This is a genomic window from Streptomyces flavofungini (assembly GCF_014650815.1).
In the GTDB taxonomy this organism is placed as follows: domain Bacteria; phylum Actinomycetota; class Actinomycetes; order Streptomycetales; family Streptomycetaceae; genus Streptomyces; species Streptomyces flavofungini.
On sequence record NZ_BMVR01000007.1, the window covers coordinates 211,662 to 229,772 of the forward strand.

Consider the following 18,111-nt stretch of genomic DNA (forward strand, 5'->3'; position numbering starts at 1 on the left):
GCCCCTGGGACCAGTGCTCCCTGTGGCACCGCTGTGACAGGAGGAGTGGCTTCCGCCACAGCCTGCCCGGTGGGGGCCTGGTGGGGTGGCCCCATGTGTACCGCCCCGCTCCCTCAGCTGTCCCCGCCGGACCAGGGAACAGCCGCCCTGCCTGCTCAAGAGAGGGGGTGACGCGCGTGCTGTTGGATTCAGGTGTCCCCGCGGTGTGCGCCCTCGGTGCGCTGATCTCCGCGGTGGGCGTCGCCGCGATGGCGTTTCCGGGTCGGCCCGAGCCCTGGCCGGTGCACCTGCTGCGCCGTGCGGCGGCGATGGCGGCCTGTGCGGCCGGGGCGGTCTACTCCCTGGGATTCTTCGCCGTTCTGACGGCCGACCTGGCGGTCGGCGACGGCGCGGACTCGACGCCCGCAACGGCCTGCCGGGAGGGCTTCGACGCGGACACGGTCCGGGGTCTCTCGCACAGTCGGTACTCGCTCCTGCCCTTGCGCTTCGACTGCGTACGCGACGACGGCAGCGTCTACTCCAGCGATCCCGACTACGTGTGGATGAACTGGGGGGCGCTGGCTCTCGCGCTGTCCGCGGTGCTGCTCGCCGTGGCGGCGGGCTGTGCGGCGGAGTTCCGGGCCCGGAAGGCCGCCGTGACGCCATGATGCCGTCGCGACGTGCGGAAACGTTGCGGCACGCTAAGCGGAAGAGGCCGTACCGTCGGACATGAATTCGACGGGTCCTCCATGAGGGGATGGTCGGGGTGGACCGTGTCCGGCGGGTCGAAACTGTCGGCATGCAGTGGACGCATGGAGATGCGGCGGCCCAGTGCTCGGTAGAGGTTCACGCCGACGAGAGACGTGGTGTGCGGGTGGTGGCTGTGGTCGGGGAGATGGACGTCGAGTACGAGCCGGACATCGAACTCGCCGTGGAGGCGGTTCCCTTGACGCTCCGCCTGGTCCTGGACGTGACCCGGCTCGAATTCGCGGATTCCACGATGCTCAACATCCTGATCCGCACCCACCGCCGCCGAGACCTGCGGATCCTCGGCCCGATCCCCGCCCAGCTGCGCACCCTGCTGCAACTGACGGGCATCCTCGGGCACTTCCAGGTGTGCGGCTCCCTGGAGGAGGCGTGCGCGCCATGACCCAGTTCCCGGACGTGACCGTGTACGACGCGACCCGCGGCATCATGATGTCGTGCCCGCTGTGCGACCGGGCGACGGTGCGCGGAACATGGCGCCCCACGGCCGGGGACCATCCCGCCCTGCTGACGGTCGACGCCGAGGACTGCGGCATTGGCGGGGCCCGCAGGGCCGCCCGCGCCTACGCCGCCGTGCGCTGCCCCGCCGTCGACGCTGCCGACGTGGCGCTCGTCGTGTCGGAGCTGTGCGCCAACTCCTTCCGGCACGCCACGGGTTGGTGGCGCCTGCGCCTCCACGGGCACCCCGACGGCCTGGTCGCCGACATCGACGATGCCAGCGAACAGCCGCCCGTGCCGCGCCTCCCCGACACCCAGGACGGCACCGGCGGCATGGGCATGCTGCTCGCCGCCACGCTGACGACGACGCTCGACGTGTACGTGTACTCCGGCGGCAAGACCGTACGCGTCACCTGGAAGGCCCCTCGCGACTGACGCGCGCCCCGCGCCGTGCCCGCACCCGGCACCATCCCCCGGACCCAACCCGCCAGGCCCCGGCGCACAGCCACCCCCGCTGGAGGTCCCCATGACACCCACGGCCACCGCCCCCGACGGACGAGCCGCCCCCTGGGCCGCCGCCCTGTGGCACGCGGTCGTGGCGGGCGACGAGTCCACCGCCGCCGACACCGGCCTCGCCGCACTCGAAGACGGCCTCGACGCCGAATGCGTCCTCCTGGACGTGATCGGCGCCGTGCAACGCCGCGTCGGCGAGGAATGGGCCGTCAACAAGCTGACCGTCGCCCAGGAACACGCCGCCACCGCCATCAACGAACGCGTCATCGCGGCGCTCTCCCGGCCACCCGGCGGGACACCACCCACCCCGCGCCCGGACGCCCCGCCGGGCGCCCGAGTACGGCCCGGCACCCAGGCGCTGTCCGGCTCCCGGGCCCCGTCCGGCACCCTCGGGCCATCCCGCATCACCGTCGCCTGCGTGGACGGCGAGTGGCACGCCCTGCCTGCCCGGCTCCTCGCCGAAGTCCTCGCCCTGCGCGGCTGGCGCGTCGACTTCCTGGGCGCCCAGGTCCCCACCGCGCACCTCATCGCCCATCTGCGCCACACCGGCGCCGACGCGGTGGCCCTGTCCGGCTCCCTCGTGACCCGGCTGCCCACCGCCCACGCCGCGATATCCGCCTGCCGGGCCGCCGGTGTACCCGTCCTGGCGGGCGGCGCCGCCTTCGGCCCCGGCGGACGCCACGCCGAACTGCTCGGCGCCGACCTCTGGGCCGGTGACGCCCGCACCGCCGCCGCGCGGCTCACCGAGGGCCCACCGCGACGTCCCGTCGGCCCCCCGTTCGCCGACGAACCGCTGAAGCACCTCCTCGACCAGGAGTACACGCTGGTCAGCCGCTCGGCACCGCAACTCGTCCGGGCCACCCTCAACGGCCTTCGCGCCCGGTTCCCCGCCCTCCTCGACTACACCGAATCCCAACAGCAGCACACCGCCGAGGACGTCTCCCAGATCGTCGCCTTCCTCGGCGCGGCCCTGTACGTCGACGACTCCGGCCTGTTCGCCTCCTTCGGGCGCTGGACCGCCGCCGTCCTCGCCGCACGCCACGTACCGGTGGAGTCGCTGCTGCACGCACTGGACCTCCTCAGCGCCGAGGTCCGGGACTTCCCGCGCGCCGCCGCGATGATCCGCGAGGGGCACGAGGCCGTGCGGACCTGGCAGGGCGGGACGGGGGAGTGACGACGGTGTCCGGCACACGGCGGACGCTTCCGGAGTACAGCCATCCGCCATCCGCCATCGGGCATCCGCTATCCGGCGCCCGGCAGTCGGCGGCGTCGGTCTGCGGTGTACTGCCTCCGGCCTCCGGCATCCGACGCCCCGCGGACGAGCACCAAACGGAGCCCACACCCCCAGCCGCACGCCCCTAGCCACCGTGCCCCCGGACGAGCATGCTGCCCCACAGCACCCGCCACCGGTTCCACGGCGACCACCACCGGCTCGGGGGAACGCATGAGCAGTTCCGAGCACGACCCGGAGAGCGCCCGGCCCCGCTGGGCGATCCAGTTCGACGCGGACGGCACCGAGGCGGACGCGGAGCAGTGCGCACGCGTGGCGGACGCCGCACGGGCGGCGGGCATCCGGCACCTGGTGCTCCTCGCGCACACCGCCCACAACGACGCCGACACGACCGCTGACGTCGACGCCCGCTTCCGCGCCCTGTTCACCGGCGGGACCGAGGCGGACGGTGTGGGCTTCGTGAGCGTGCACTGGCCCGGCATGCGGTTCGCGCCGGAGCCGCGGCTCACCGACGCCACCGAGTCCGCGCTCCACCGGACGTTCCCCGGCCGGGACCACCTCATCGCGGACCTGTGCTCCCTCGTGGGCGAACGACCGCGGCGGTTCGGCGCCGTCGACGACGTGGGCATGATGCTCCGGCGCCTCGTCGAGGCACCCCTGCACGCCCACATCGCCGCCTACGCCACCGACCTGGGCGACGAACTGCTGCCCCAGTCCGACCCGGCGATGCTGTTCGACAGCACCGCCCACGTCTGCGAAGGCTTCGCCCGCGCCCTGGCACAGGCCCACGAGGAGGCCGAACGCGCGGAGCAGCGCCCCGAGCGGATCCAGCGGCCGGGCCGGGGCACCGAGGCACCCACGGTCTCGAGGTCCGGAACGCTGACCGAGGCCGGGACCGCGGGCCCGCGCCCGGCCGACGCCCCCACCGACTGGCTCGCCCGGCCCGACCCGCTCGCCCCCAGCCCTCGCCCCTTCGGGTCCGCGGAGTCCGAGCGCGCCCTCGACCGGCTGTGGGACGGCGCGCACCAACTCCTCTGCCAGGCCACCTCGTACGCCATCAGGCGGCGCGCCGGACTGATCGGCGAGACCGGGCTCGCCCCCGCCCTCGGACGGCTCGCCGAGGCCCTGCCGGACACGCGGATCCACCTCGTCGGCCACGGCGCCGGGGCCCGGCTCGTCGCGTACGCCGCCCGGGGGCACAAGACGGAGGCGGGCAGGCCCGCCTCCATGACGTTGCTTCAGGCCGCCCTGTCCCATTTCGCGTTCGCCGCCCACCTGCCGCAGCAGATGCGCGGCGGGGGTGCGCTGGCCGGGGTGGCACAGAGTGTCGCGGGGCCGGTGGTGTGCGCGTACTCGCACCACGACCTGGAACTGGGCCTGCTGTTCCCGCTCGCCACCCGCATGATCGGCGAGTCGCCCTCCCTGGTCGGGGCCGACCGGCTCTGGGGCGCGCTCGGCTACGACGGGGTGCAGGGCGTCGACCACTGCCCCACCCTCACCCTGGCCGACGCGCTCGCCGAAGACGCCCTCCCGAGCTCGGGTTACGTCAGCGTCGACGCCTCGGCCGTCGTCCGCGACGGAGTGCCGCCGCAGGGCGCGCACTTCGACGTGTTCCACCCCGAACTCGCGCGCCTGGTCCTGGCCGCGGGCCAGGTCAGGAGGTAGCTGAAGGGTGAACGCGAGACTCAATTCCGGATCGTGAGGTGTGGGACCGGGAGCGAGGGGCAGACGCGTCTTGAGTCCCCGGAACGTGACACGGGGTGCCGTCGAGAGAAGGGTGGATGGTGTGGCTGCCGCGATGGGTGCACGCAGGCCGACAGTGTCCGGGATCCGGTCGACGAGGGCCGAGGCCTGCGTGGAGGGAGAACTGCCACTGATCGAAGCACCGTCGACCGTGGAGCCGCACAACGCGCGCGTTCTCTCCCGGCAGTTCTTCGACCGCCTCGCCGTCCTCGAAGAGGGCACGTGGGACTACCAGTACGTGCGGAACACGCTGATCGAAATGAACCTCTCGCTCGTGCGCTACGCCGCCTCGCGCTACCGGGGCCGCGGCGACGACATGGAGGACATCGTCCAGGTCGGCACGATCGGCCTGATCAAGGCCATCGACCGGTTCGACCTGTCGCGCGAGGTGGAGTTCGCCACCTTCGCCGTGCCGTACATCGTCGGCGAGATAAAGCGCTTCTTCCGCGACACGAGCTGGGCCGTGCACGTCCCGCGCCGCCTCCAGGAAGCCCGCATCGAACTGGTCAAGGCCACCGAGGAGTTGGCGACCCGCCTCGACCGGGACCCGACCACGGCCGAGCTGGCCGAGCTGATGTCCCTGTCCGAGGAAGAGGTCATCGAGGCCCGCAAGGCCTCCAACGGCTACACCTCCACGTCCCTCAACGCCGCGCTGCTCATGGGCGGCGGCAGCGACGACGGCGAGGCGGCCCTCGCCGACTTCATCGGCGAGGAGGACGCCGCGTACGAACTCGTCGAGGACTTCAACAGCCTCGCCCCTCTCATCGGCGCACTCTCCGACCGTGACCGGGAGATCATCCACATGCGCTTCGTGGAGGAACTCACCCAGGCCGAGATCGGCGAGCAGCTCGGCGTCTCCCAGATGCAGGTGTCCCGCCTCCTCAAGCGCATCCTCAGCCGCCTGCGCGCGGGCCTGGTCCCTGCCGGAGTCTGACCCGCCGCATACCTCCCGCTCATCCGGGAAACCCGGCCCGAGGCGAGTTCCCGGCCGGGCTGCTCCCGGGAGTTCGGAGGTGAGCTCCCTGCCGCTGCCCCCGCAGCCGGACGCGCGGGGGCAGCGGCACAGCCGGGTCGGGTCCCACCCCTCGTCAGCCCCCCGGCTGCGGCACCGTCGCCCACACGTTCTTGCCGCCGGCGCGCCACTCCACCTCCACGCCCTCGGTGAGGCCCCGCACCAGGTGCAGGCCGAAGCCGCCGGGGCGGTCCGGTTCGAGGGGGCGGGGGCGGGGTGGCCGGTCGCCGGCGTCGTGGACCGAGACGGTGAGGCCTCGGGGGTGGTGGCTGAGGCGGAGGCCCGTCACCCCGCGGGCGTGCCGCAGGGCGTTGGTCACCAGCTCGGACACGACGAGCAGGACGGCCTCGCGGTGTCTCTCGTCGTCGTATCCGGCGGCTGTCATGAAGTCCCGTGCCAGCGCACGGGCTTGCGCCGCCGACGTCGGCGCGTCCCGCCTCCACTCCCGGCACACCCGCTGCTTCCCTGGGGACTGCACCACGGCAACCTCCCGTCGCTCTGCGGCCCCTGGACACCGTTCGCTTGCCCGGATCCGGGGCCGGTACGCGGGTTTCACCCAAGTGGCCGACAGTGGACGACGCGAGGGGTGGGGCTAGCCGCAGTCGGACCGGGGCGTCGGTGGGGTCGTGTTGCCCGAGTCCGCCTCCTGCGACGTCAGTACCTGGACCCGCAGGAAGCACTCGACCTGCTTCACGGTGTGGAAGAGGACCATGTCGTCCGGCCCTGTCGGGTTCTGTTTGCCACCGGCGACGAACAGCCCGACGAGCAACGCGCCGTGCACCGGGTGTCCGTCGATCACCGTGTCGATCGGTACGAACACCGGCGCTCCCGAGTCGCCGAAGTCCGAGATCTTCTGGCCGCCCTTCACCGCGCGGACGAGCCCCTTGGTGCACCGCTTCGGCGGATTCTCCTCGCACTCCACGCCGTCGCTGAGGTGCTGGACCGTGATGTCGCACACCAGCTTCGTGATGTTCCCGCTGATACACACGCTGGACCCCCGGGCCGGAGCGTCGACCTTGCCGAGCACCCGGCGGGCGACCGGTGAACCGGCCGGGCCGCCGTCCGTCCAGAGGGTGGGCGCGTACGTCTGCGGACTGTCCGCCGTGCCGGTGAGCAGCCCGAGGTCCGCCTTCTCCTCGAAGGCGGCCTTGAGGAACGAGCCGTACGCGTACTGGCCGGACGTCGCCTTCACCCCGGTCACGGCGTTGGAGCAGTGTCCGGCCGTGACCATGGCGCGCTTGCCGCCGTCCCACTGGCGCACCGTGAACCCCGACGTACAGCCGTAGTCGCCGTTGCTGCGGTGGACGACGAGGTCGGCACCGCCGCGGTGCGGCTGCGGGTCGTTGGCCCGGCTCGCGGGCGCGCCCGATGTGGGTGTCGACCAGGCGAGGGCCAGCACCAGTGCGGCCACGCAGGCCGTGAGCGCCTGTCTGCGCATCCTGGTCTCCTAGAGTTCGAAGTCGAGTCGGCCGAGCAGGCCGACGGTCAGGCCGAAGTAGTCGGCGTGCACCAGGCGGCGGGCCGCGGACACGGGCCGGCCGTTCACGGTGACGGTGTCCGTGGCGGTGTCCTTGTCGGTGCGGTACAGCTCGTACTCCTGCACGAGCAGTCGGTAGAGCGTCAGCAGCTGACCGCCGGTCGCGGCGGGGCCGCCGCTCCAGACGAAGCCGCCCCCCTCGGCCCGGCAGGCGAGGTCCACCGGGGCTGTGGCCTGCTTCCAGTCCATGTCGTCCTCGCCGAGGCTCGCCCTGCTCTGCAGGGTCACCACGACGCGGCGGCTCGCCGCGGCCGCGGCGGTGCCGGTGCCGCTGATCTCGCCGAGTTCGTTGACCGTCGCGGGGCCCGTCAGTTTGATGTCGAGGCGCTCGCCCTCCCGGTGACCGGTGAGGGTGCGGGGCGGGACGACCTGCGCGAACTCCGCGAGCTCCACCTTCGACAGGTGCAGCGGATCGACCGAGTACGGCTGGTACCGAGCCAGGGCGAGCCGCAGATACGGGAAGTACGCCGCCGCACCGGCGCCCGCGCCGAAGTCCACATCGATGTCCACGTACCAGAGCTGCCGCTCCTTGTGGAACTTCGGCGTGAAGGCCACCGCGTCGACCAGGACGGGCGCGCTGTCCGGCGATTCGGCGAGGCGCAGTCCGGTGGGCCGCCGCTCCGCGTTCGGGAAGTGCGCGGCCGTCGGCCTCGGCAGCGGCGGGGTGCCGGACCAGACGGGGTCGATGCCCCAGCGGGTGGCGAGGTGGTCCTTGAGGCCGGTGCCCGGGTCGAGGACCACGGCGAGCATCTCGTCGTCGCCCGAGGAGAACCAGGGACGGTTCAGATAGACCCGCAGCCCGGCCGAGGCGCGCCGTTGGGTGACTGTGAGCCGCTGGTGGTCGACGGTCCGCTCGCGGCGGAACGTTGGCACGATGTACGCCACGACCGGCGGCTCCGGCCTGCGGGAACTGGGCACCGGCAGCGCGGCGTTCGTCGGGCCGACGCGGATGACCTTGTTCCGGTCCTGCGTGATGCTGGGGTGGAAGTACTCGCGGAAGCGGGTGACGGCGGTCGGCGTGTAGCGGACGTTGCGGTGCCGGGTGTCGCCGAACTCGTGCGTGCGGCGGACCTGTTCCACGTCGTCGGTGTACTCCAGGGTGATGTCCTCCAGGTGCGTGTGGCCGTCGATGCGGCTGGGCGCGGTCTGGGTGACGTCGTCCAGCCACTCGCTCCAGTGCGCGTCCAGCTCGACATGGCCGCTGCTCTCCGCGTGGCTGGTGAGCCGGCCGGTGAGCCGGGCGGCCGTCTGCTCGGCCTCGCGGACGGATCCCAGGTCGCTCAGCTCGGGCGGGTGCACGGGCTTCTCCACCGCGTGCACCAGGGTCAGTTCGACCCAGGGCGTGAGCATCCAGTTCTCGCCGTCGGCACTGGCCCGCGTCACGAAGGTCTTGTCCCGCTCCGGCAGGTCCGTCCAGAACCGCGACCCGGTCAGCAGGTTCCACTGCCGCAGCAGGGGCAGCTTCGCCGCGTCGAGATAGCAGCTCAGCCGGACCTTGGCGATCTCAGCCTTGGGCAGGAACACCTCAAGGACCCGTTCGATCAGGCCGTCGTGCCAGTGTGGCTCGCCCGTGCCCTCCAGGATGCGCAGCTTGAACGGCTTCGCCTGCGGCCACGGCCCGGGGAAGGGGATCTTGCGGTTCTCCCGGTCGCCGGGCAGGCCGCGCAGCATCACGCCCTCGGCGAGGACGTCCGGGAGGTAGGGCAGGATCAGCTGGTCGGAGTCGTGCACCACGAACTCGCCCTGCCGCAGCCCCGCACCGCGCCGGGCGAGCGGCAACGGCGTGACGGGCAGCGGGTCGTGCACGTCGTGCTTGGCGATGTGGATGCTGTCCTCGCGCAGCAGATCGTGCTCCCGGTACGGCCACTCGGGGTCGCGCACCACGGTGTCCAGGAAGGACCCGGACTCGCGGGAGGCCACGGTGTAGTACTCCTTGCGCAGCCGATCGGGCTTGCCCGCGCCGAAGGCGGCGTCGAACACGCCGTGCTCCTCGGCCATCTGCAGGGCGGTCTTGGGCGGCGCCAGATGGCGTTCGGCGATCGCCTTGTACTGCCGGTCCAGGCCGTCCACGTCGGAGTGCGGCTCGTGGTCGGGGACGTCCGAGCGCCGCAGGACGTACTCGTCGGTGGAGATCTCCCGGCCGTCGTCGGTCACGGTGCTGCGGATGACGAGCCGTTCGGTGGACTCGCCCTCGTTGAACGGAAGCAGCGGGAGCACCACCGGTTGCGGCACCGGCTCCCAGCGGCCGTACGTGATCGCGTCCGACTGCACGGCGTCCGGCGTACCGGCCGTGTGGTCGAGGCCGTTGCCCGCGAGGTCGACGACCCGCGCCCGCATCCGGTACGTCCGGCCGTAGCGCAGCGCGGGCAGGGAGCCCGGCTCGGCGGTGAACTTGGTGTCCAGCGGCACATCCGGGGAGACCGGCGGCTTCGGCTCCTGAGGCGCGTCGTCCAGGCCGATGGTGCGGCCCGGACGGGGCGCCGCGAGGCTCCAGCCGTGCCAGCCGAACACGGCCTGGTGTCCGTAGAGCTGCCGGTCGTCGGCACCGTCCGTGGTGACCACGCTCGCCCGTACGGTGCCCTCGTCGGGGCGGACCTGGATCTCGACGGGCGGCTGCCCCGGCCGCCGGATCACGTAGCGGCCCCGGCGCCGCAGCAGCGACCGCCACTGCGTCACCAGGCCGGTGGCCGGGTCGACGGCGCCGATGTCCACCCGATAGCCGCGCACCAGGTTCTCGGCGGTCAGGTCGACGTCCGCGGCGGACGTGCGACGGCGCAGGTCGGCGCCGATCAGCCCGGCCAGCTGCCGGTCCCGGTCGGTGTGCAGCAGCGTGATGCCGGAGCCCCGGGCGGCGGGGGTGCCGGTGCCCGTCACCTCCTGGGCGACCGAGCCGATGCCGGTGGGCAGGTCGCTGTCGTGCAGGGTGTCGATGGAGGCGGCGTAGTCGAGGTGCTTGAGGGCCGCGCCGTCCACGTCGAGTTCCGTGAGGTGCCAGGACTCGGGATCGCCCAGGTTCAGGACCCGGCCGGTGAGCGCCCCCGGGGTCTCCTCGGCCGCTTCGAAGACGCTGCCGCGGACGAACCGGATCTTCGTCCAGGGGCGTCGGCCCGGGGTGTTGAGCTGGGCGTCGCCGGTGAGGCTCTCGTCGAACAGCACCCGGACCTTCGCCCCGTCGGCCACCCCCGAAGGCATCGTGAAGCGCAGGTCGACGACGAGACCGAACCGGCGCTGCAGCTCCGGGTAGTCGCCGATGAGGCCGCACGCCTCGTGGAAGTCCACCCGGTGCGGCGGCTCCTCGGCGAACCCGGCGGGTTCCTTGCCGCGTTCGTAGAAGCGGGCGGCCTCCGCGAGGGGCAGCATCCGCCGCTTCTCCTCGTCGGTGTACACGTCGCTCGTCCGGTCCATGAAGCGGGGCTCGTGCTCGGGCGCCGCGGCGGACCGCGGGCCGTCACCGTGGGGTTCGAGTGCCTCCTCCACGGCCGCGAACCCGGTCTCCACCTTCCGGCCCAGTTCCAGGACCTGGGACGAGATGATGTCCGCCATGCGGTACTTCGACGGGAGCTCCCAGCCGCGGTGGTCCGTGGGCGGCTCCTCGCACAGCATCCGCTCCTCGCGGGCCCACTCCGCGCTGAGCCTGGACCGGGTCGTGGACACCGCGACTGCCTCGTACACCCCGGTCACCTCGTCGTGCACGAGCTTGCCCGGATACGACCGCAGCGTGCGGCGCCCGGCCGCCGCGAACGTGGACGGCGCCTGCGGCCGCCGGACGAAGGTGGTGGGTGTGAACAGGGTCGTCCACAGCGTCGAGTCGGCCGCCGGATAGCGGCCGGTGGGCTGCCACTGCTTGACGACGGTGCCCTGCGGGCTGTCGAACTCCAGCCACAGGGCGGGCAGCAGCCGGGCGAGTTTCTCCGGCCAGTTCACGAAGTACGCGGAGCCGTCGAGCTGGTCGATCCCGGTCAGGCTGGGGCTGACGAGGACGGACAGCCGTACCGCGTCGCCCTCCACCACGCCGTCCGGGAGCACCGTCCATCGGATGCTGTCCATGGTCAGGCCACCTCCGCGAAGGCCGTGCAGTAGTCGAAGACGGGGTCGACGCGGGCTCCGGTCACCGGGTCCGTGTACGGGGACATCAGATCGGTGAACGTCGGCGGGGCGATGGCCGGGGCGGCCGCCGCACCGGCGAGCGCGAAGGACGCGCTGCTCCCGGCGAACTGCTTCTCGCAGCGGATCGTCACCGACGTCTCGAAGAAGCCGATCTCGATGCTGATGGTCAGGCTGGCCCGGCCGACCGCGTAGCCGTCCTCGTAGCCCAGTTCCAGATACAGCTCGATGGACGCCGAGACGATGCCGAGGACGTCGACCTCGCCGCGCGCCCGCAGATAGCCGACGAGCTTGACCTTGTTCCGGGGGGAGCCGGGGCCGCCGGTCAGTTCGAGCCGGAAGTAGATGCCGGCCATCACCGACAGGCTGCCGCTGGCCACGCCGAAGTTCATGGACACGGCGGCCCCGAACTCCAGGGCGACGTCCAGGACGGCGATCTCCTTGGGGCTCAGCACGATCCCGAAGTAGCCGCCGCCGCCCAGCATCGACACGGTCAGCCGGAACGGCGCCTCGCGACGGCAGAAGGAGAACCCGGCCTGCAGCGGCGTGTCCCCGATGAACGGCACCGAGAGCGCGGCGTTCAGGGAGAGGTTCTCCAGGCTGAAGACGCCGACGGCGGCATTCGGGAGCTGCATCGAGAAGTTCGCGTGGATGCCCGAACCGTCGACGGTGAGGGCAGGCGGGTCGCTGAAGCCGTCGAGCGGGATGATGTTGCGCAGGGTCTGGACGAACGCCAGGTTCCCCACGAAGTCGATGCCGCCGAACTTCACCTCGACGTCGGGCTTCTGCCCGGCGCGCATGCTGAACCGGATCCGGTCGAAGGACAGCACGATGGCGTCGAAGTCGGGCACCATGCGCAGCTGGAACTTGTCCAGCGTGCAGGAGACGTCCGCGGCCTGGGGCACGTCCGGGCGCAGCGAGCCGCGCAGGTCGGCGACCAGCGTCAGCTTGCCGAACGGCCAGAACACGGCGTGCTCGGGGTCGGTGGGTGTCGGCTTGTTCGGCGTCCACGGCTTGATGTCGGGCTGCCACTCCAGGCGGGAGTTGACGACGTCCGGCAGCTTCGCGCCGAGGGCGGCGGCTTCGATCGCCTTCTTCAGCGCGAGCGCCTGACCGACGGCGTTGTCCCAGGTGGCGGCCTGCTCGGCGATGCGGGTCAGCAACTGCCGTACGCCGGTGTCCACGGCGGCGGGCAGGGCGACGCGCAGCGCGGTCAGCGCCTCGGAGAACGCGTTGAAGGCGTTCTCCACCTCGCGGATGGGGATCGGGTCGGGGTCCTGTTCCAGATGGCTGGTGATGAACGCGACGAGGGTCTCCGCGAACAGCGCCGCGGCGTCCGTCACGCGGATGACCTGGTCGGCGATCTCCGGGAACTGCTCCTCGACCGAGGTGAGCAGATCGCGCAGCCCGCGCAGGTCGTTGAGGAAGCCCGTGACCGCGTTGACCGTCGCCGTGAAGAAGTTCGGCGCCTTCAGGTTGTCCAGACCGATCTCGCTCATGATCTCGGTGAGCGGGAACATCCCGAACAGCTTCGCCCCGGACAGCGCGGAGAAGTAGTCCAGCGGGTTGAACCGGCCCTGGGCGAGCTTGGCCCACTTGTCGACGGCGGGCGCGGCGCCCGCCTCGGCGCCGGGGGGAGGGGCGGGGGTCGCGGCGACCGGCCCGGTGCGCCGGGAGAGCCCCGCCACCGGGAAGTTGGGCTGGGCGAGCGCCCCCGCCGTCTGGCCACCGTTGCTGAAGGTCAGGTCGACGGGCCGCGCCAGCTCGATGAACAGCTGTGCCTTGTTCGCCTCGGTGAAGGCGTTGGTCACGTACGGCTCGGGATGGAACACCGACTGCGTCTGGTCGCCGCCGGAGCCGGTGGTGAACTGGCTCAGCGCGGGGATGACGGCCCGCGCCCAGCGCACCGTCGGCAGGAAGCGGGGGTGGTCGGTGGGGTCGAGGGCGAGGATCGACGGCGTGGTGACGGCGTCCCAGACGATCTGGGCGGTGGACAGCGTCGTGTCGTCGGGCTTGTGGCTCGGCGCGTACGCGACGGACTGGCCGCGTACGTCCGCGACGACCCGGCGGACATCGGCGCTTGCCAGGTCCGGTGGCTCCGGCCGCCGCGCGTCGTCGATCAGCCCGTGATAGTGCCGGATGATCGTCTCGACGTCGGCGGCGTTGCCGTGCACCCGCTGGCCCACGAACGCCATGGGCGTGGCGAATTCGAGGACGCGCCCGTCGACGTCGACCATGCTCACCTGGAACCGGAACGGGTCCTCCGTCAGCGTCACCGGGAAGAAGGCGAGCTTGTGGTGGGGGTCGCCGCCGACCGGGGACAGGCCGGGGATCGGCGTGGGCGGCAGCAGGTCGGGCGTGACCAGGGTGAGCAGCCGGACGCTGGTGAAGGGGAAGAGTCTGCGCAGCCGCTTCTGGTCGTCGTTGTCCGCCGGGGAGCCGTAGGCGCGCACCGGCTCGCGGACCATGATGAAGAACCGCTGGTTGAGGTAGGCCGCGTTGTCCGGGCGGTCGTGGTCGAACTTCCGCTCGGTGACCTTGACCAGGTCGGCGAGGTGGCCGAAGGGGAAGAGCCGCCCCCGGTACATGACGCGTACGTAGTGGTCGCGGCCCATGGAGGCGCGGTGCCGCCACTGGGTGACGTCGAATCCGACGGGCGGGCGCTCCCAGGTGCCGAGGGAGTCGAGCCAGCCGCCGAGGGACGACAGGATGAGGTTGTCGACCTGCACGGGTCGGGGAGCGAAGCCGCCCGACAGGTTGGTGTTGGAGCTCAGATGCACCACGGAGGAACGATCGCCGCTGGTCAGCGCCATCGTGAATTCGCTCGGGCCGTCCAGCGGATGCGGGTCGGCGGGGTTGAAGCCGGTGTCGCGCGTCCAGATGGCGCGGGCGGGGCCCGCCGGCATCCGGGTGTGCCACAGCTCGATGCGGCCGTCGGGGTCGGGGAGTTCGGTGCTGTGCGTCCAGGTCGCCGTCTGCGGCGGGGAGAGGAGCAGCCGGTAGGGGAGTTCGATGCCGGTACGCGGGTTGGCGGGGTCGGCCAGGGGGTTCTCGGGGCCGGGGCCGGCGGCGGCTCCGACGGCGGGCTGCCCGGGCGGCTCCGCCGGGGTGGGCGCGCTGCGGAGTCCTGCGGCGACGGGGCCGTCCGGGCCGTGCCGCGCGGAGAGTTCCGCCACGGTCCGGGCCAGCCGCAGCGCCTGGAAGACGTCGTCGGGCCGACTGGCCACGGCCTGCCGCAGCCCTGCCGCCATCGCGGGTTCCCGTGCGGCGTCCACGACCCGCAGGGGGAGCGTCCGCATGGCGGTGAGCAGCCCGGATTCCGTGTACGGGATGACGTCCTGGGCGCCGACGGTGAAGACGAGCACGCTGCGGCCGCCGATGCGCGACGCGACGGGCGGCGGCTTGTGCGGCTCGCTGCCACCGGGCGGGGGCGCGGCGGTCGGTGTGCCCGATGCGTCCGGTGTGCCTGGTGCGGCCGGGGCGTTCGGTGGCTCGGGTTCGGGGATGCCGGGGCTCACCTCGAAGAAGGCCTGTTCGGCGACGTGCTGGGGGCCGAACGTGACGACGAGGTAGGCCGGTTGGGCGGGGTCCTTGCGGATCAGGCGGCGGGGCCCGATGAGGGGGCGGTCCAGCCGGAGCCCCTGGAAGAGGAAGTGAAGGTCGAGCAGGTCGGTGGCGCGCAGGAGCCGATAGGGCTGGGGTGACGGTGGCACGGACATGCGATTCCCCCGTGGGACATGGGACATGGGACGTGGGACGTCGGCCGGGCCGGGGCCCACTTGAACCAGGTGTCGGGCTGGGAACGTGCGACGGACGTGGTCGGAGAGCTGTCTCAGGGGGACGGCGAAGGTGCCGACTGCCGTACCGCGGTGAGACGTGCGGGCGCGGAGCCGCGATGACGGGCACGGTCATGCGGGTGCGCGGACGCGTGGTGAGTGGGAGGCCGCCGGAGCGGACGTGAGGTGAGGCGGGTCCCGTGCGGGAGGACCGGCCCTGTGACGGGTGGTTCCCTTTTCTGCAACACGCTTTCTATCGCACGCGCGGGGCTATCGTCTCCGCCGGTTTCGGCCGACTCGCGCGGTGCGGAATGCGTGCGACCGGGGACGTCGGGCACCCGGGCACCGGGGCGACCGGCAGCGCGTGCGCGGCACGGACGAGCCGTGTCCCGCCGCGTTCGGCAACCGCTTGCCACATGTCTGCCCCCTCCCCGTTACGGGTCAATCCCAGGCTCCCTGACACCACGGGGCGCATGTCTACAGCTGGCCTCGCATGTCACCCCATCGGGTGAACTTGCGGATTGGCTGGGTTCCGACGGTGTGCGGTCGTTTGGCGAGGTCCCCGGTGCGGTCGCCGGGTGCGGTCGTCAACGCCCGCCGGATGCGGTTGTCCGCGCCCGCCGAGCGCGGGCGCGGACACCGCCAGGTGCGGCCTAATCAGCGCTGGGCGCGCCCGAGTTCGGCCAGCCGGGCCAGGGCGGGCAGGGCCTCGGCGATGGACTGCCGCTGCTCCGGGGTCAATTGGGCGATCAGGGGCGCGAGGTGGCGGGTCCGGTCCGCGTGCCGGGACCGGCCGATGCTGCGGCCCGCCTCGGTGATGTGGACGAGGACGGCGCGGCCGTCGCTCGGGTCGGGGCGGCGCTCCACCAGGCCGTCGCGTTCGAGGCGGGTGACGAGCTGGGTGATGCCGGGCTGGCTGACCTGTTCGGTGCGGGCCAGGTCGCTCAGGCGCATCGGGCCGTCCCCGAAGGCGAGGGTGTCCAGGACCGACAGCGTGGTGAAGGGCAGCTTCTCCAGCATCGGCAGGCGGATGTAGAAGCGGTTGAAGTTCTCGAGCGCCGAGGTGAAGGCGTCCACGTCCAGGCCGCCGTCGGCGCCGCTTCCCGCGGTGTTCTTCATGCTGTCGTCCACTCCAAAAATATATCGCACACTTAATTAAGTTGCTTATGATGTTCTCGTCGGCGCCCCGAGCTCTGCCGCGAGGGACGCCGCACGCCTCGTAGACGCAAGAAAGGGACAGCCCCATGACTGTGCGCATAGGCATCAACGGCTTCGGCCGGATCGGCCGCAATGTCTTCCGGGCGGCGGCCGCGCGCGGCGCGGATCTGGAGATCGTCGCCGTCAACGACCTCGGTGACGTGGCCACCATGGCCCATCTGCTCGCGTACGACTCGGTGCTGGGCCGCTACCCCGGTGCGGTCGCCGCGGAGCCCGGCGTGATCCGTGTCGGTGACGCGGCCGTGCGGGTCCTGGCCGAACGCGACCCCGCCGCGTTGGCCTGGGGAGATCTGGGCGTGGACGTGGTGATCGAGTCCACCGGCGTGTTCACCGACGCGGCGAAGGCGCGGGCGCACGTCGACGGCGGCGCGAAGAAGGTCATCATCGCCGCCCCGGCCGACGGCGAGGACGTGACGGTCGTGCTCGGCGTGAACGAGGACGCGTACGACCCCGAGCGCCACACCGTCCTGTCGAACGCCTCCTGCACCACCAACTGCCTCGCCGTACTGGCCAAGGTGCTGCACGACGCCGTCGGCATCGAATCCGGGATGATGACCACCGTCCACGCCTACACCCAGGACCAGAACCTCCAGGACGCCCCGCACAAGGACCCGCGCCGGGCCCGCGCGGCGGCCCTCAACATCATCCCCACCTCCAGCGGCGCCGCCAAGGCCATCGGCCTGGTCCTCCCCGAACTCCAGGGCCGCCTCGACGCGTTCGCGCTGCGGGTGCCCGTCCCCACCGGTTCGGTCACCGACCTGACCGTCACGTCCGCGCGCGCCACCACGGTCGAGGAGATCAACGCCGCGTACGCCGAAGCCGCCGCGGGCCCCCTCAAGGGCCTGCTCTCCGCCAGCAGAGCCCCGCTCGTCAGCACCGACATCGCGGGCGACCCCGCCTCCTGTGTCTTCGACGCCGGGCTCACGCGCGTCCTGGGCCCGCAGGTGAAGGTGGTCGGCTGGTACGACAACGAGTGGGGGTACGCGAACCGGCTGGTCGACCTGGCGCTGCTGGTGGGCGGCCGACTCTGACCGCTCTGCGGGTGCCTGGCGGTCCGCGGACGAGAACGGGCTCCGGCCCGCCGCTGGGGGCAGCGGACCGGAGCGGCTCCGTGCGGGTCGTTCAGTTCCAGGGGTTGGCGGGCTGGTCGTTGATCGCCGTCCAGAAGCGGGTGCCCGCGGGCACGTCGCCCTTGGCCCAGTAGCTCCAGCCACCGGAGCTCTCCAGGTTCGGGCCGTACCGGCCGTCGTGGAACTCGGCCATCCGCCAGCCCGCGCCGAAGGAGTTCGCGCAGACGCCGTCGGCGACGGCGCGGCTGGTCAGGCGGGTGCCGCGGAGGGGACTGCTCGCGGCGACGGTGCCGCGGGCCCAACCGGCGTAGAAACTGGGGGTGATGCCCGTGGGGGCGGAACTGTTGTCGATCTTCAGGCACAGCACCGGCAGGGCGGTGGTGACGGCCGTGTCGCCGGTGTACGCGTTGCTGAGCGGGCCGCCGCCCACCTGAACCGTGCCGCTGGGGCCGTCGGCCAACAGCGTCCAGGTCATCGCCTTTCCGTTGTTGTCCGGCGCGGCCGCGGCGGGGCTCGCGGCGCCGGCGGCCACCAACAGGGCGGCGCCGCCGAGGGACAGGGCCAACTTGATCGGACGCAAGGCTTCTCCTCACGGATGTCACACGAGTTACATGCCGGGACGGACACGGATTCTTCACGTTCTTCAGATTTTCTCCAAGGGTGAGAATGCGACATCCGTGACGTCGGGAACCGGGCACAATGGGCTGGCGGCACGGTGCCCGGCG

13 protein-coding genes are annotated in these 18,111 nt (G+C 72.2%); 7 read left to right on the forward strand and 6 right to left on the reverse strand.

All coding sequences use genetic code 11. From position 1 onward, the window contains the following. Positions 1-176 precede the first annotated feature (176 nt). The 6 genes from IE274_RS20155 to IE274_RS20180 all read left to right on the forward strand — a co-directional run bounded on the left by IE274_RS20155 (position 177) and on the right by IE274_RS20180 (position 5,603). Complete coding sequence (locus IE274_RS20155; protein ID WP_190117219.1) at positions 177-647, forward strand: hypothetical protein; 471 nt, start codon at positions 177-179, stop codon at positions 645-647. A gap of 131 nt (positions 648-778) precedes the next feature. Next, the gene (locus IE274_RS20160) at positions 779-1,129 is read left to right on the forward strand and encodes an STAS domain-containing protein (RefSeq protein ID WP_372447103.1); all 351 of its coding nucleotides are present in this window, start codon (positions 779-781) and stop codon (positions 1,127-1,129) included. Beyond that, positions 1,126-1,617, forward strand: a complete 492-nt coding sequence (locus tag IE274_RS20165) for an ATP-binding protein (RefSeq protein ID WP_190117221.1) — start codon at positions 1,126-1,128, stop codon at positions 1,615-1,617. Before IE274_RS20160 ends, IE274_RS20165 begins: the two co-directional genes overlap by 4 nt. Positions 1,618-1,708: 91 nt before the next feature. Then, a complete protein-coding gene (locus IE274_RS20170; RefSeq protein ID WP_190117222.1) occupies positions 1,709-2,869 on the forward strand; it encodes a cobalamin B12-binding domain-containing protein in 1,161 nt (386 codons plus the stop codon). 270 nt (positions 2,870-3,139) lie between these two features. Next, complete coding sequence (locus IE274_RS20175) at positions 3,140-4,591, forward strand: hypothetical protein (protein WP_190117223.1); 1,452 nt, start codon at positions 3,140-3,142, stop codon at positions 4,589-4,591. A 133-nt stretch (positions 4,592-4,724) separates the two neighbouring features. After that, on the forward strand, positions 4,725-5,603 hold the full coding sequence (locus IE274_RS20180) for an RNA polymerase sigma factor SigF (protein ID WP_229909677.1): 879 nt from the start codon (positions 4,725-4,727) through the stop codon (positions 5,601-5,603). Positions 5,604-5,757: 154 nt separating this feature from the next. Here IE274_RS20180 and IE274_RS20185 read toward each other — a convergent pair whose 3' ends face one another. The 5 genes from IE274_RS20185 to IE274_RS20205 all read right to left on the reverse strand — a co-directional run bounded on the left by IE274_RS20185 (position 5,758) and on the right by IE274_RS20205 (position 16,229). Continuing rightward, entirely contained in the window at positions 5,758-6,162 is a 405-nt protein-coding gene (locus IE274_RS20185) for an ATP-binding protein (RefSeq protein ID WP_229909678.1), read from the reverse strand. 111 nt (positions 6,163-6,273) lie between these two features. Continuing rightward, positions 6,274-7,119: a chymotrypsin family serine protease gene (locus IE274_RS20190; protein ID WP_190117224.1), complete on the reverse strand. Its 846-nt coding sequence runs from the start codon at positions 7,117-7,119 to the stop codon at positions 6,274-6,276. Positions 7,120-7,128: 9 nt separating this feature from the next. Further along, positions 7,129-11,265, reverse strand: coding sequence for a P-loop NTPase family protein (locus IE274_RS20195; RefSeq protein WP_190117225.1), 4,137 nt, complete (start codon positions 11,263-11,265; stop codon positions 7,129-7,131). Between the two features lie 2 nt (positions 11,266-11,267). Beyond that, a complete protein-coding gene (locus IE274_RS20200; RefSeq protein ID WP_190117226.1) occupies positions 11,268-15,041 on the reverse strand; it encodes a hypothetical protein in 3,774 nt (1,257 codons plus the stop codon). A gap of 714 nt (positions 15,042-15,755) precedes the next feature. Further along, the gene (locus tag IE274_RS20205; protein WP_229909679.1) at positions 15,756-16,229 is read right to left on the reverse strand and encodes a MarR family winged helix-turn-helix transcriptional regulator; all 474 of its coding nucleotides are present in this window, start codon (positions 16,227-16,229) and stop codon (positions 15,756-15,758) included. 113 nt (positions 16,230-16,342) lie between these two features. Between IE274_RS20205 and gap the strand changes: the two genes are divergently transcribed. Next, the gene (gap, locus tag IE274_RS20210) at positions 16,343-17,347 is read left to right on the forward strand and encodes a type I glyceraldehyde-3-phosphate dehydrogenase (protein WP_190117227.1); all 1,005 of its coding nucleotides are present in this window, start codon (positions 16,343-16,345) and stop codon (positions 17,345-17,347) included. Between the two features lie 91 nt (positions 17,348-17,438). Here the strand turns inward: gap and IE274_RS20215 are convergent, their stop codons facing one another. Beyond that, positions 17,439-17,966, reverse strand: coding sequence for a hypothetical protein (locus IE274_RS20215; RefSeq protein ID WP_198897833.1), 528 nt, complete (start codon positions 17,964-17,966; stop codon positions 17,439-17,441). Between the last annotated feature and the right edge of the window lie 145 nt (positions 17,967-18,111).